11 protein-coding genes are annotated in these 14,586 nt (G+C 45.6%); 8 read left to right on the top strand and 3 right to left on the bottom strand.

From position 1 onward, the window contains the following. Positions 1 to 15: 15 nt before the first annotated feature. Positions 16 to 1,515, bottom strand: a complete 1,500-nt coding sequence (locus AC5ELV_RS22175) for a monooxygenase (RefSeq protein WP_493431904.1) — start codon at positions 1,513 to 1,515, stop codon at positions 16 to 18. A 308-nt stretch (positions 1,516 to 1,823) separates the two neighbouring features. On the opposite strand from AC5ELV_RS22175, the gene AC5ELV_RS22170 reads away from it, so the two are divergent. Continuing rightward, positions 1,824 to 2,321 (top strand): DinB family protein, encoded by a 498-nt coding sequence (locus AC5ELV_RS22170; RefSeq protein ID WP_493431903.1) that lies wholly within the window; start codon positions 1,824 to 1,826, stop codon positions 2,319 to 2,321. 147 nt (positions 2,322 to 2,468) lie between these two features. Beyond that, complete coding sequence (locus AC5ELV_RS22165) at positions 2,469 to 3,668, top strand: MFS transporter (protein WP_493431902.1); 1,200 nt, start codon at positions 2,469 to 2,471, stop codon at positions 3,666 to 3,668. 22 nt (positions 3,669 to 3,690) lie between these two features. Here the strand turns inward: AC5ELV_RS22165 and AC5ELV_RS22160 are convergent, their stop codons facing one another. Together AC5ELV_RS22160 and AC5ELV_RS22155 are read right to left on the bottom strand one after the other, a co-directional pair. Continuing rightward, on the bottom strand, positions 3,691 to 4,512 hold the full coding sequence (locus AC5ELV_RS22160; protein WP_493431901.1) for an endonuclease/exonuclease/phosphatase family protein: 822 nt from the start codon (positions 4,510 to 4,512) through the stop codon (positions 3,691 to 3,693). 5 nt (positions 4,513 to 4,517) lie between these two features. After that, the gene (locus AC5ELV_RS22155) at positions 4,518 to 6,182 is read right to left on the bottom strand and encodes a PTS transporter subunit IIBC (protein WP_493431900.1); all 1,665 of its coding nucleotides are present in this window, start codon (positions 6,180 to 6,182) and stop codon (positions 4,518 to 4,520) included. A 242-nt stretch (positions 6,183 to 6,424) separates the two neighbouring features. Here AC5ELV_RS22155 and AC5ELV_RS22150 point away from each other — a divergent pair, with 242 nt between their 5' ends. The 6 genes from AC5ELV_RS22150 to AC5ELV_RS22125 all read left to right on the top strand — a co-directional run bounded on the left by AC5ELV_RS22150 (position 6,425) and on the right by AC5ELV_RS22125 (position 14,558). After that, entirely contained in the window at positions 6,425 to 7,432 is a 1,008-nt protein-coding gene (locus tag AC5ELV_RS22150; RefSeq protein ID WP_493431899.1) for a LacI family DNA-binding transcriptional regulator, read from the top strand. A 155-nt stretch (positions 7,433 to 7,587) separates the two neighbouring features. After that, positions 7,588 to 9,870, top strand: coding sequence for a glycoside hydrolase family 65 protein (locus AC5ELV_RS22145; RefSeq protein ID WP_493431898.1), 2,283 nt, complete (start codon positions 7,588 to 7,590; stop codon positions 9,868 to 9,870). Positions 9,871 to 9,894: 24 nt separating this feature from the next. Beyond that, positions 9,895 to 10,560, top strand: coding sequence for a beta-phosphoglucomutase (gene pgmB, locus AC5ELV_RS22140; RefSeq protein WP_493431897.1), 666 nt, complete (start codon positions 9,895 to 9,897; stop codon positions 10,558 to 10,560). Between the two features lie 239 nt (positions 10,561 to 10,799). Further along, positions 10,800 to 12,278 carry a spore germination protein gene (locus AC5ELV_RS22135; RefSeq protein ID WP_493431896.1) on the top strand — a complete coding sequence of 493 codons (1,479 nt, stop codon included), beginning with the start codon at positions 10,800 to 10,802 and terminating at the stop codon, positions 12,276 to 12,278. A gap of 4 nt (positions 12,279 to 12,282) precedes the next feature. Then, on the top strand, positions 12,283 to 13,440 hold the full coding sequence (locus AC5ELV_RS22130; RefSeq protein WP_493431895.1) for a Ger(x)C family spore germination protein: 1,158 nt from the start codon (positions 12,283 to 12,285) through the stop codon (positions 13,438 to 13,440). Beyond that, positions 13,440 to 14,558 carry a GerAB/ArcD/ProY family transporter gene (locus tag AC5ELV_RS22125; protein ID WP_341071511.1) on the top strand — a complete coding sequence of 373 codons (1,119 nt, stop codon included), beginning with the start codon at positions 13,440 to 13,442 and terminating at the stop codon, positions 14,556 to 14,558. Before AC5ELV_RS22130 ends, AC5ELV_RS22125 begins: the two co-directional genes overlap by 1 nt. Positions 14,559 to 14,586: the final 28 nt, after the last annotated feature.

Raw genomic sequence — 14,586 nt, 5'->3', positions numbered from 1 at the left:
CATACCCTTTCCCCTTTATACCAATGTGGCAATGCCATCCTTAATCACACTCAATATATCCGTTTGTTTCATAGAAATGGCCCAAGCAATATACCCATCCGGACGGATGAGAACCGTATGCACATCTCTCCATCCCACGGGCAATTCTTCAGCTACGGCCTCCACATATGAAATATGTGAAAGTGAGCTATGGCGAAACTCATTCAATACCTCATTATCCTGTGCAAGATGGAGAAGTACAAAGCGGCCTTCATGAAGAAGATCGTAAGCATACGATGTCATTCCGTCAGGCAAATGCAACTCAAAATCAGCAAACCGTTTCCCATTCAGTGGATGCTGCGGTATATTGCCAGCCGCTGGATAACATACGTCCAGTGCACTAATCTGCTCTGCCATAGATTGATTAATTTCCGGATGGCGGAACCATTCCTCATGTAATTGGCGGTGTGCCAATACAGCAGGCGTAAAGCCCAATAAGCGGGTCTGAACCTCGGTATTCCGTAAGAACTGCGTATTAACCGGATAACGTTCGTCATGATAGCTACTCAGCAGCGTGTCTGGAGCCCAGCCACGAATCACTCCGGCCAGCTTCCATCCCAGATTTGCCGCCTCTTGCAAGCCAACATTCATTCCCTGTCCACCTGCTGGGAAGTGGATATGCGCAGCATCACCCGCTAGCAGGATTCTCCCTTTACGATAGGTCTGCGCCTGCCGCGTTGCATTCCCAAATCGAGATAGCCAACGAGGATTGGATGCTCCAAGATCTGTACCGAGAAGATAGTGCAGTTCTGTCTGCACTTCTTCCAGTGTCACAGGTACGTCCTTCGGAATCTCCATCATTCGCGGTGTAGTCAAAATAACCCGATAAATATCTGGATACACGGGGGCAATCATCACCCCACCTCGTTCACTATATTCGGAATGTACGCCACTTTCAGGCGGATTGGCTAACTCTACATCCGCCAATACAGCGGTCAGAGTCGTATCCGTGCCCGGAAAAGCAATCCCGGCTTGTTTACGCACGATACTCCCAGCACCATCCGCTCCTACGACATAAGCAGCAGTCATCACCGATACATTGGCTTGTGGTCCAGATGTGCATACACTCACCACCTCTACGCCCTGCTCCTGCTCTCGCACAGATACCACTTCCATGCCACGATGGACGACAACTCCCAACTTAAGCGCATGCTCCTCGATCACTTGCTCTGTAATCACCTGTGGAATAAACAACGTATAATTAGAAGAACTATCAAGCACAGAAAAATCCAAGCGGGTATCCAGCATTGAAAAGTGACCCGTACGTATAGGTCTGCCGCGCTTCATAAACCGCTCCTTCAATCCGCGCATATCAAACATCTCAAGCGTCCGTGGATGTAGCGTAAGCGCACGCGACTGGCCACTAGGCTCCTCTAAACGTTCAATTACACATACGCTTACGCTTGCTAATGCCAACTCAGCAGCTAACCACATTCCAACAGGTCCGCCGCCTACTACAATCACCTCGTAATCCATGTTTACACCCCTATCTAAAATCTTTATTTCCACCACCTAATTGTTTCGCATGAAACAATATATACATACAGAAAGCTCCCCTTAACATTTCCGTATATATTAAACAACATATACAGCCATTGTTTATTGTTTCTATCGAAACAATATTATTGTAATTTAATTGATAACAATTATCAACCACTTTATTAAAAACATTTCTACCCTTTACTTTAAACCATGCATCCATTTCCATTTTGGAAAATATAATTGTATAATTGCTAAATGAGAATAAGCTAAAAACAAGTTCTACATAGAAGGGATGATGATATATGTCGGATGCCAACCAATTATTCGGTCAAGCACTGGTTAAATCACTGGTCGGGGAACGTGGGCATATTCGCGTGGCTCGGGCTTTGCCAGACATTGACGCCGAGCTGGCAGGAAAGAAAAACGCAGAAATGCCCTACAGCATTTATCAACTGCTGAAACATATGATTTACTGGCAGCAATTTATGCTGGAACATTTGGAAGGACGGAAGCCTCAGCTTCCAGGCAATGTCATGGAAAGCTGGCCCGAAGAGACTGGACCGCAAAGCGATGAGGCTTGGCAGGCTGTCATTAACGAATTTTTACAGGGCGTAGATCAGGCTGTGCAGATTGCCGAAACCGCGCAACTGGATGATTCACTAGCTCATTTCCCAGGTGAAACGAAAGCAGGACTGCTGCGGAATATCGCTTCCCACAATTCATATCATTTGGGTGAAATCGTACTGCTACGCCGGATCTATGGAGCTTGGCCACCACCAGGAGGCGGCTTTCCAGCTTAAAGGGTGCATAATTTAGGCACCGCGAGGAACTCGCTCGCGTACCCTATATGGGAACCCGCTAACTCGACCTGAAGCCATTCATCCGTAATCAGGTGCAATCCGAATAACGGTTCCCATGATGCAAGATCAAAGAGAGGTTTCGAGGTTATGGTGAGACACTTATATTTAAATCGTAATATCGCCTGTATGATTGTGATCAGCCTTATTGCTAACATGAGTGGGAGTATGATCCTTCCACTCTTTGCTATTTATGTAGAGCAATTCGGGATATCTACACTCGGCATGAGCCTTTTATTTTCTCTGTTTTATGTAGGGAGATTTCTTGGTGGAGGCATTGCAGGACGAATTTATGAAAAGATTGGCGCAAAACGCTTGGGGTTGAGCTTACTCATTGCTGAAATCGCTTGTATGCTCCTGTTTCCGATTGCAACAAGCTTCATCATTTTATCCATACTGAGACTCCTTCAGGGCTTGGTAGCTATAGGGCTAACCGTCTTTGTAAGAGTCACGATCAACCATATGAGCACCGCAGAGAATCGAGGCACGCTCAATGGGTACATCAGTAGCAGTGAAGGTGCCGGTATGATTTTAGGGCCTCTTATGAGTGGAGCTATTGTTTCTTATTTTTCTTTATCCGTTCCATTCTATTTCGTTGCTTTTTTTTCCTGTATATCCTTCGTTGCCGTTTCAAGAATGACTTTCCTCCGTTCTCCTTTAAGGCCACAAGAACAGCATTCGCCCCCTCTGAAACCCAAAGAAAAAACCATGTTAACGAAACAGTTACTAGTCTATTCTACCGTTCATTTTCTTGAAATGAGTGCATTCGCTATATTTTTAACGTACTTCTCCATATATGCAACCTACAAGCTTCATTGGAGCCCCGCAGAAATTAGCTTAGCTTTTACAATTATCGGCATATCGACCTTCATATCAGCACCCTTTATTGGCAAAATATCTGATCTACTTAAGGATCGCTTGATGCTTTGTATCCTGGGTCTATTGTTGATCATGGTGGAAATCATCTTATTTCTTTGGTTCACAGAACCATGGATCGTATACTTAGCGATGTTCATTGGAGGTATAGGAGGAGCCAGCTATCTGGATTCCTTTTACTCGCAACTAGGGGATGTTATTCCTGAGGAAAATAGAAGCTCATTTATCGGCAACGTCGTATCTTTGTCCGAATTGGGGGCGATTGTATCTCCGATCATCGCAGGCGCACTTATGGAACGGTTTAGCATAAATGCCCCTTTTTATTACAATATAATATTGGTGCTTATGGCTATCGTTATCCAATACTTCATTCGGTTAAAGTCGAAATTTATAAGAAAAAGGCCAATTGCATAGCAAGTGGCCTCCTTTCTTTTCATCACAGCTCCAACTCAACCGCAACCCCAAAATGATCCGATACAACCGGTCCTGTTTTCCCATCCAGTACAACGGTTGAGGATTGAACCTGTGCAGCCTTATTGGAAAAGATAAAGTCAATACGAAGCGGCTCCGCATTACTTTCCCAGCCAGCAATAGCTTTAATCACCGTGTGGCCTTCATCACGTACTACTGCATCCGGATAGGTATCCGACCAGCCGGATTGCAGTACATAGTCATATCCTTCTCCGCGCACTTCAGCCGCGTTGTTGAAATCACCCATCATGAACACAGGAGTCGGAGCAAAAGAATTTAGCACTTTGGTTGTACGATCCCATAGTCCACGGAAGGATTCTTCATCATTCCACCAGTTAAAATGTCCACTTACAAACCAGGCCTGCACTCCGTCCACCACCGTTTGAATGCCGACAATTTTACGTGAGCGGTAGTTGTCATAATCCTGTAGCGAGGAAACATATTTGTTCTCCGTAGCTGTAATCGGAGTTTTGGACAGAATCGCCAAACCCTCGTCATATTTGGCAAAACCAACATGCGCGGGAGCCCACGTCCAGTGATAGGCATCGGACAATAGCCCGTTCAGCACATAAGCATAGTTATCACGCTTAATGACAACTTCAGGATCTGCGCTATGGTAAGCGCCCAAATCGTCCAGCGACAAAGGAATCTCTTCCATGGACTGGTTCACTTCCTGCAAAGCAATGACATCAAACTGCTGTTCATCAATAAAAGCAGCCAGTTGCTTTAGCTTATCGTACTGGTTTTCTTCCATCCAAGCATGTGCATTTAAGGTTAACAACTTCAAAGTAATCACCTGTTGAGTATGTCTTGTATATCTGATTTAAGCACATCGGCCTTCGGTCCGTAAACTGCCTGCACCCCATTATCTACTTTTATCAAGCCCAAGGCACCCAGCGCTTTCCACGTCTTTTCGTCCCCAACGGCATCTGTATCCTTCACCGTCACACGCAGACGAGTCATGCAAGCGTCCACCTCGACAATGTTCTGCTCACCCCCAAGTGTCTTGATGATATCCGTAGCCAGTTGATTTTGAGTGGAAACAGCTGCCACACCCTCTGTCTTCGTACTCCCAGCCACGGAAGTCCCTTGAGGCTCCTCATCCGTATAGTTCCCCAGTCTTCCCGGCGTAGCCATTTTGAATTTACCGATCATAAAATACGCGATAAAGTAGGTTGCTACCGCAAACACCACACAAGTCAGCACGAAGTTAATAATATCCTGCACCAAACCCGCATTTATAGACAACGGCATTCGGGTCAGCAGTTCAATCATACCAAACGAATGTAAACGCAAATGTATGATGTCGGCCATTCCGAACGCAATCCCGGTAAGAATAGCATAAACCACATACAGCACAGGCGCCACGAACATAAACATGAATTCGAGTGGCTCTGTTACCCCTGTTAGAAAGACAGCTGCGGCTGCCGAAAAAATCATTGACTTGTATTTGCTGCGTTTATCTTTGTCTACACGGCGATACATAGCCACCGCTAGTCCCATAAGGATCCCTGCTCCACCGATCATTTGTCCTACCTTGAAGCGGGCAGGCGTCACGCCTTCCAACAAGCTATTGTAGGCTGTCGGATCGGTACCTCGAAGCGCACTCAGGTCACTTGCCCAAGCCAGCCACAGCGGGTCTTGCCCAGCAACGACGCTTCCTGCCCCGGAACCCGTAAGTGTCGTGTAAACGCCACCAAGTTGAGTATAGTTAATAGGAACGGTCAGCATATGGTGAAGTCCAAAAGGAATCAGCAGTCTTTCCAGTGTACCATAGACAAATGGCGCTACAAAAGGAGCCGACTCTCCCGAAGTCGCCAACCAAACGCCGAACTGATTAATCCCCCCCTGAACAAATGGCCAGATGGCAGACATGATCAAGCTAACGATGACAGACCATAAAATCACGACAAAAGGAACAAAACGTTTACCGTTAAAAAAGGCTAAAGCGTCTGGCAGCTTGCGGTAATTGTAGTACTTGTTAAATACCACGGCCCCGACAAAGCCGGAAATGATACCGACAAACACACCCATATTAAGTGCAGGTGCCCCTAAGACAGAGGTAAAATAGCCACTAACCGGAATGGATGCACCAAAAAGAGTGTGGGTGGTGGCACCCTCCTGGGTTAGCATTTTCGAGGACACACCCAAAATCGTTCCTGTTGAAATATTAATGAGAATAAAGGCAATTAAGGCCGCAAAAGCCCCTCCCGCCCGTTCCTTAGCCCAGGAACCACCAATCGCCACGGCAAACAGTATGTGTAAATTATTGATAATACCCCAACCCAAATTCTCCATAACCCCGCCGACGGTCAACCAGAAATGGATATCACCAGCCAACATCGCCACTACTTTACCAAGCGAAATCATAATCCCGGCTGCCGGCATAACAGCAACAACCACTAGCAGTGCTTTCCCTAGCTTTTGCCAAAAATCAAATGATAGAAGTTTTTTCATGCTCCTTCAATCCCCATCCCTTATAGTATGTACAGCGTTGTTTGTACCCTATAAACATTATGCAATCGGTTGCACAATTATTATAATGATATCGCTTTCTATTGGCAATACCCTACTTGTAAATATCTTGGTTAATGATGATAGAAATACTCGAAAAAGCCGCGAATTTGTTGATTTTCGAGCAATATCGTATGATAGAACATAATATTTCCTGCTTGAGATAGCAAAAGGAGACGAAGACGATGGCAGTAACCATCAAAGATGTCGCAAAACGTGCTAATGTTGCTACTTCCACCGTATCCCGTGTCATTCAAGACAGCCCCAAAATCAGTGAAGCGACCAAGGCACGTGTCCGTAAAGAAATGAAGGCGCTTGGCTATGAACCCAACTATTCAGCTCAGAGTCTGGCTAACCGTGTCACACAGTCAATTGGCATTATTATGCCTGAATCAGATGTGGCAATCTTTCAAAATCCGTTCTTTCCGGAAAGCCTTCGCGGGATCAGCGAATGGGTAAATGAGCACAACTATACACTGTCCATTGTCACAGGAAAAACGAGCGATGAATTGCTATCCCGCGTGAAGCTGATGACCCGGACCGGACGCGTTGACGGCTATATTGTTCTGTACTCCAAGCAAAAAGATAGCATTGTGGAGTATCTTCATAAAGAAAAAATACCTTACACCGTAATCGGTAAGCCTCAGCAATTTGTCAGTGAAACCACCCATGTAGACAACGATAACTACCAGGCTGCCAAGGATGTGGTCACTTATTTAACTGGGCTGAATCATCAGCGCATTGCTTATGTTGGCGGTGATCATGAACACATCGTGAATATTGAAAGACTCCGAGGCTACCAGGATGCGCTGCGAGAGGCGGACTTGCCTCTACCCAAGGAATACGTGGTCAGGGAGCCATTTAATCTGGAGGACATGCGCACATTATTGCAGGCCACCCCGCCGCCTACCGCGATGATCGTTAGCGACGACCTTGTAGCCATGGCAGTACAGAAAATGCTTTCTCAGCTTGGCGTGTCCATGCCAGAGCAGTTATCCATGGTGAGCTTTAATAATCTAATGCTGGCTGAGCTGATGAATCCCCCTCTGACTTCCGTGGATATTGATATCTTCACTCTAGGTTATCAGGCTGCCAAAAGTCTGATCGAGAAAATCGAAGACCCCAAAGAGTTGACCAAACACATCATTGTGCCCCACCGAATCGTGGAGCGCAAATCCAGCCAAGTACTATGATTCTTAGCGGAATGAACAAGAACTGATTTTGTGGATATCCATAAAATCAGTTTTTTTTGCGTTGACAGGGCAAACGGTTGCACTATATACTGAACTCGCTCATATACTGGTTTCGTTAAAACAACGATCTCATTTTCCGAGAGGGGTACACAATCATGGTTTACAACCGATTATTTGACGTAGATAGCTGGAAGCTGACAACACACACTCTACATAGCACACACATGCGATTACAGGAAAGCATAACGTCCATAGGCAACGGTTATATGGGCATGCGCGGCAATTTTGAAGAAGCTTATTCGGGTGATCATCATCAGGGAACTTATATCTCCGGTGTATGGTTCCCCGACAAAACAAAGGTCGGCTGGTGGAAAAACGGCTATCCTGAATATTTTGGCAAGGTCATCAATGCCATGAACTTCATCGGCATCCGTCTGATCGTAAATCAAGAGGAAGTAGACTTATTTACGGCACACATCAGCGACTTTGTGCAGGAGCTCGACATGAAACAGGGTATCCTTCGGCGCACCTGTACCGTGAACGAGCAGGTTCGTATCACTACGGAGCGTTTTCTCAGCATCACCACTCGTGAGCTATGCCTGATTGATTACCAAGCAACGAATATAAGCGAGCAACCTTTAACCATAGAGCTTGTCCCCTATTTGGACGGCAATACGAAGAATGAAGACACGAACTATGATGAGGTTTTTTGGTTGGAGGAGGCCCGAGAGGTTCAAGAACAATTCATCAGCCTGTCCACAACAACTATTGATAATCCCTTCGGTATTCCGCGCTTTACCGTAAACGCTACCATGGGTATTGTGACCGAGGGACAGGATCAGCAGACGACGGAAGAGAGCTTTTTGTATGCTGCACGCCACTATCAATACAGCGTCGCTCCGGGCGACAGTATCCAGCTGCAAAAAATTGTGGCGGTTACCACCTCACGGGATATGGAAAAGGATGCACTGATTCCGCAAGCTGAACGCATCGCTGTGGAAGCTGTGAACAAAGGCTACAGCGCTCTTAAGCAAGAGCATACCGCCGCTTGGGCCAGACGCTGGGACAAAGCAGATATTGAGATTGAGGGAGATACCGAAGCTCAGCAGGGAATACGCTTCAACATTTTCCAGCTATTCTCTACCTACTACGGTGAAGATGCCCGTCTGAACATTGGTCCCAAGGGCTTTACAGGTGAAAAATATGGCGGTGCCACCTATTGGGATACAGAAGCATATGCCGTACCTATGTACCTGGCGCTCGCAGACCCGGATGTAACCCGAAATCTGCTGCTGTACCGTCACCAACAACTGGAGGGTGCCAAGCATAACGCAGCCCAGCAAGGGCTTCGAGGGGCACTGTATCCTATGGTCACTTTTACAGGCGTGGAATGCCATAACGAATGGGAAATTACCTTCGAGGAAATTCACCGTAACGGGGCGATTGCCTATGCCATTTACAATTACACCAATTATACAGGGGACTTGACCTATCTGCATGACTACGGCGTAGATGTACTGGTCGAAATTAGCCGCTTCTGGGCCGACCGGGTTCATTTTTCCAAAAGCCAGCAGCAGTATATGATCCACGGGGTTACCGGGCCGAACGAATACGAAAATAACGTCAATAACAACTGGTATACCAACACGCTGGCTGCATGGGTTTTGAAATATACATTATCGGTCTTGCCTCAAATTTCGACTGAGAAAGCGCAGCGCCTGGCAGTTACGGCTGATGAGCTTGCACATTGGCAGGATATCGTCACTCACATGTATTATCCCTATGATGAGGAGCGGGAAGTCTTCGTACAGCACGATACCTTTATGGATAAGGATTTGCAGCCTGTATCCGCCCTTGATCCCAGCAACCTTCCATTAAATCAGAAATGGTCATGGGATAAAATCCTGCGTTCCTGCTTCATTAAGCAGGCAGATGTGCTGCAAGGGCTGTATTTCTTTGGAGACCAGTTCACGCTGGAGGAAAAAGCACGCAATTTTGCATTTTACGAGCCCATGACCGTTCATGAATCCAGTCTGTCCCCATCCATTCACGCCGTGCTGGCTGCCGAACTCAAAATGGAGGAAAAAGCAGTCGAGATGTATAAGCGGACGGCCCGTCTGGATCTGGATAACTATAATAACGATACCGAAGACGGCCTTCATATCACTTCCATGACGGGAAGCTGGCTGGCGATTGTACAGGGATTTGCCGGGATGAGAACCTATAATGAAACATTAAGCTTCTCCCCCTTCTTGCCTCAAGACTGGACCAAATATACGTTTAAAATCAACTATCGCGGTCGCTTGCTAAGTATTCTCGTACAGGAAAATGAAGTGATCATTACCCTGTTGGATGGAGAACCGCTGACGCTAGAGCTGTATGGACAGCCAACGCACATTACCAGTGGGCAGCCGTTAATGACGAACAGCGTTTCATAAATCGGGCAGACAGGGGGAAACCAAATGAAGGCAGTCATTTTTGATCTGGACGGAGTCATTACAGATACCGCCGAATATCATTTTCAGGCATGGGGCAGCTTGGCGGCAGCGTTGAACATCCCTTTTGATCGGGAATTTAATGAACAGTTAAAAGGAATCAGCCGTACGGAATCGCTCGACAAAATACTGGCGCGCGGTAACCTGTCCAATACGTTTTCAGAAGAAGGCAAGCAAGAACTGGCCACACGGAAAAATACGGAGTATCAGCGGCTCATCTCAGCTGTAACTCCCTCGGACATTCTTCCAGGCATTAAAGCGCTTCTGACAGAACTTCGTGAAGCCCGAATCGGCATCGCGCTGGCCTCTGCAAGCAAAAATGCAGCATTTATCCTGGAGCGACTGGAGCTAGCATACTATTTTGACAGTGTGGTGGATGTTACCGCCATTCGGCATGGCAAACCTGACCCGGAAATTTTCCTCACCGGAGCCGCAAATCTGGGCGTTCAGCCTGCTGACTGTATCGGTATAGAGGACGCACAGGCTGGCATACAGGCGATCAAGGATGCCGGGATGTTTGCGGTCGGTGTAGGAACACCTTCACAAATGCAAGGTGCAGATATCGTGGTAGCCACGACTGCCGAGCTTTCTCTGAGCATGTTGGAGGCGCATTTCTACGAGTTCAAAAAGTGACTTCCACTTGGAGAAGTAAGTTTATATAGCGTTATCTCGGGGATAGAGTACCCTCACCTCATATGTATGACCAACGACGGACACCACTGGTGTTCGTTTTTGTTTACATATACTCAAAAAAACCTCTGTCTCTCGCGTCTTCAGCTCCTCCATCGTCAGACACAATAGATTACCATTACATGAATATTTATTACTATTTTACACATATTACATGCATATCTTTTGAAGGAGGACGAGTCATGGCAAGATCACTCGAGGCGAAATTGGACCATCTACAAAAGACCCTGGGTCATCTTCCTGATGTCGTCTTCAAGAAAATGAATGTGGGCCAAACGGGGATTCATGTAATTATGATCTATCTCTCCGGTATTGCGGATACGAGCATCATTAACGAACAAATCGTCAAGCCGCTCATTTTAACTGGAATCCGTGAAAGCCACTCCCAAGTTAATCCTGAGAAAATAAAGGAGGAGCTGATACAGCAGACAGCATTTACGATCGATATGGAAGAAGAGACAGACCTTGAGACGTGTGTACACGAAGTGTTATCGGGAAATACCTGTCTGCTGATCGAAGGAACCGATGATGTTTTTTTTGCTTCTACGGGCCAGTTTCCGTCGCGAAGTGTCGATGAACCAAGCACCGAAACTTTGGTTAGAGGACCGAGAGAAGGTTTTATTGAAGATTTGGAAAGCAACCTGGCAATGGTAAGGCGGCATATCAAAGATCTAAGTTTCAAAATAGATAAAATGACCATAGGAAGAAGATCTTCACGGAAGTTAGCGATTTTGTACATATCAGATATCGCAAATCCGGGGCTAGTTCAGGAAGTTAAACGAAGAGTCGAAACGATTGATGTGGACGATGCTTCCGATACCGGGATTATTGAGCAATGGATTGAGGAACATTCATGGTCTCCGTTCCCACAGATTCAAGCTTCTGAACGCTCGGATAAAGCTATAAATGCTTTAATGTCCGGAAGAGTTGTCATTATGCTTGATGGCACTCCTTTTGTCCTGATTGCTCCCATGACCTTCTGGATGCTGGCTCAATCCCCAGAGGATTATTACGAGCGTTTTCCTTTAGGAACATTTTTTCGTATGCTTCGTTTAATGGCTCTGTTCATTGCAACATTCCTGCCTTCGCTGTACGTTGCACTTATTTCTTTCCATCCTGGATTAATCCCGCCTGAGCTGGTGATGTCTATCGTTGCCTCAAGGGAAGGAATTCCTTTTCCAGTTTTTGTGGAAGCTCTAATTATGGAGTTAGCATTGGAAATACTGCGCGAGGCAAGTCTGCGGCTACCTAAAGGCATAGGACAAGTCATCGGGATTGTAGGCGGTCTTGTTATTGGACAAGCCGCTGTCGAGGCGGCGATCGTAAGTGCTTTTCTGATTATTGTCGTTGGTCTTACTGCCATAGCGTCCTTTGCAAGCCCGCAGTACAGCGGCAGTATTGGAATCCGGCTTCTTCGTTTCCCCATTATGATGATCGCAGGGATTTATGGGCTGTATGGAGTAATTTTAGCCTTTATTTGTTTAGGCGTACACATGGTCCAGATCAAAAGCTTTGGAGTTCCTTACTTGTCGCCTCTAGCCCCAATTCGGCTAAGAGATCAACAGGATACTTTGGTTCGGGTTCCTTTTAAATATCTCAAAAAGCGCCCTATGATGCTAAAGACACAGGACGAAATACAATCTAACAGAAAAAGGAAGTAAACCTATGCTCTCTTACATCTTTCTGTTTCGTCGAACCCTATGGGCGCAAAAATGCTTTGCTGCATGGATTGCATGTGCTGCTCTCCTCACCGGTTGTTGGGATAGCAGAGAGATCGATAACTTGAGTATTATTCAAGGCGTCGCCATTGATACGGATCAGCAGGATATGCTGGAACTTACCTACCAGCACTTAATAGCGCAGAAATCCAGAAAAAATATGTATAGCAACGTAACAACCTTTGACAAAGACTCAATCCAGTCTGCTTCCAGGGAACAGGCCAAGCAGGTATCCCGTGCTCCTTTATATAGTTTTATTCGCTTGATTTTGATTAGTGACCAAGCTATACAAAAAACAAGAATCGACCAATTGTTAGATACGTTTACTCGCTCCTATAAACCGAGTCGAAAATCACTTGTTATGATTGTAAAAGGCAATGCGAAAGAAGCGCTCAATAAGATTGGCAAACATAAAGAGATACCTTCCATTGACCTTGAAGCATTGGCTAAAAATAGTGATTTCAACTCAAAAATACCTTATAGAATAACATTAGGGGAAATGTCTACACATATCTCACAAGGAGCTGACTTCCTCATTCAATGCCTAGAAAGCAATGACGGCAATCACTTCTCAGGAGCAGCTCTGGTCAGCGGCAAAACGAAGAAATTTGCTTATTGGCTGGACGAAGAGAATGTTATCGGGATCAACTGGATGCTGGGAAAAACGAAGGGTTCCATTATTAAAGCTGAGGACCCAAAGACGAAACAACACATGGTCTTTGAAGTTGAGGATGCCCATAGTAAACTTATTCCCCACCTCAATGGACAGGATCTCTCATTCACGGTTCGTATTAAAGCAGATATCAAATTAAACGAAAATTCGGTTAATTCTGAAGACTTCCTGAAGGAATCATTCATCCGAACCGCCAAAGAAGCGGCGCAAGATGAAATCAAACAGACCATATCCAAATCGCTAAACTCACTTCAAAAAGAGATGAGAGCAGATGTAGTCGGTTTTGGAACAAAAGTAAAAGTGAACTATCCCGCTTACTGGGATCGGGTAAAGGAAAATTGGCAAGATACATTCAGTCAAATACCAATCGACGTTCAGGCTGAAGTACAGATTGAACGAACAGGTGCTTATACAAAAGGAGAGGGAGAGTAATGTCCAACATACCTTCCATGAAACAGGAAAAAATCTCCACAATTCAAGCCTTACTTACAGTCACTTCGACCGTGTACGCTGTGGGAATTGTCAGTTTGCCAAGAACCATCGCGGAAAAGACACAAACGCCCGACGTGTGGCAGGGACTTTTGCTGGCAAGTCTGCTTGGGGTAGGCGTCGTTTTTATCCATGTTAAACTGTGCCGGAGATTTCCAGGGAAGACGTTCTATGAGCTCAATCCTGTGATCGCGGGTAAATTCATCGGCCTGCTCATTAATATTGCATTTATTGCACATTGCACGATGGTCTGCTCTTTTGTATGTAGAATGATGGCGGAATTCCTCAAAGGTCTTGCACTGGAGAGAACCCCAATAAGTATGATTCTCTTACCGTTTCTTCTGCTTATTGGGTATTTGACCTGGGGCGGTCTCCATGCAATGGTTCGATTGATCGAGCTTTTTTTCCCTTTAACCTTTATTGTCTTTTTATTGTTGGTCGTTCTTAATGTCAACCATTTTAATCTTGATAATTTGCGCCCTGTTTTCCATAAAGGATGGCGACCGATCTTTGAATCACTTAAAGTTATACCTTTCTCTACAATGGGTTTTGAATCCATCCTTATACTAACTAATGTGATGACCCACCCACAAAAAGCATGGAAGGCTGGGTCGATCGGCTACTCGATTGCAATGGGTTTGTATATTTTAATGGTAACGATGGTCGTCGGCTGTATGTCAGTTGAGGAAGTTTCCCGACTGCAATGGCCAGTCGTTTCTTTTGCACAGCAAATTGAATTCCCCGGCGCGTTCCTAGAACGATTTGAAATATTATTTATCATTTTGTGGACGATCAAAATTTTCATGACCGCCTCAAACTATTATTTCTATATTGTAACGGGGATCAGCCAGCTCACCCAAAAGTGGAACGGGTATATCTGTTATCTCCCGTTAATTATATTATTTTGCCTGAGCATGTATCCCCAAAATTTTGTTGAAATAGGTAACTTCGATAAAATAATAGGTTATTTTGGAATTGCTGTATGCGCAGTAGTCCCCTTGGTGCTTCTTGTTATCTCTATGGTCTTCCATCGAACAGAGAATCCGGATGGGAAACAATAGAGAATGCCTCCCCATTCTTGCTGATGAC

This window comes from Paenibacillus sp. NMA1017 (genome assembly GCF_058895805.1).
Note: the sequence above shows the minus strand (reverse complement) of the source record. Positions and strands in the feature narration are given on the sequence as shown.

Excerpts from the sequence above, each read along its gene's own strand:
- AC5ELV_RS22135 (WP_493431896.1), top strand. The coding sequence starts at position 10,800 with ATGGCAAGATCACTCGAGGCGAAATTGGACCATCTACAAAAGACCCTG.
- AC5ELV_RS22165 (WP_493431902.1), top strand. The coding sequence starts at position 2,469 with ATGGTGAGACACTTATATTTAAATCGTAATATCGCCTGTATGATTGTG.
- AC5ELV_RS22125 (WP_341071511.1), top strand. The coding sequence starts at position 13,440 with ATGTCCAACATACCTTCCATGAAACAGGAAAAAATCTCCACAATTCAA.
- pgmB (WP_493431897.1), top strand. The coding sequence starts at position 9,895 with ATGAAGGCAGTCATTTTTGATCTGGACGGAGTCATTACAGATACCGCC.
- AC5ELV_RS22150 (WP_493431899.1), top strand. The coding sequence starts at position 6,425 with ATGGCAGTAACCATCAAAGATGTCGCAAAACGTGCTAATGTTGCTACT.
- AC5ELV_RS22155 (WP_493431900.1), bottom strand. The coding sequence starts at position 6,182 with ATGAAAAAACTTCTATCATTTGATTTTTGGCAAAAGCTAGGGAAAGCA.
- AC5ELV_RS22130 (WP_493431895.1), top strand. The coding sequence starts at position 12,283 with ATGCTCTCTTACATCTTTCTGTTTCGTCGAACCCTATGGGCGCAAAAA.
- AC5ELV_RS22145 (WP_493431898.1), top strand. The coding sequence starts at position 7,588 with ATGGTTTACAACCGATTATTTGACGTAGATAGCTGGAAGCTGACAACA.
- AC5ELV_RS22175 (WP_493431904.1), bottom strand. The coding sequence starts at position 1,515 with ATGGATTACGAGGTGATTGTAGTAGGCGGCGGACCTGTTGGAATGTGG.
- AC5ELV_RS22170 (WP_493431903.1), top strand. The coding sequence starts at position 1,824 with ATGTCGGATGCCAACCAATTATTCGGTCAAGCACTGGTTAAATCACTG.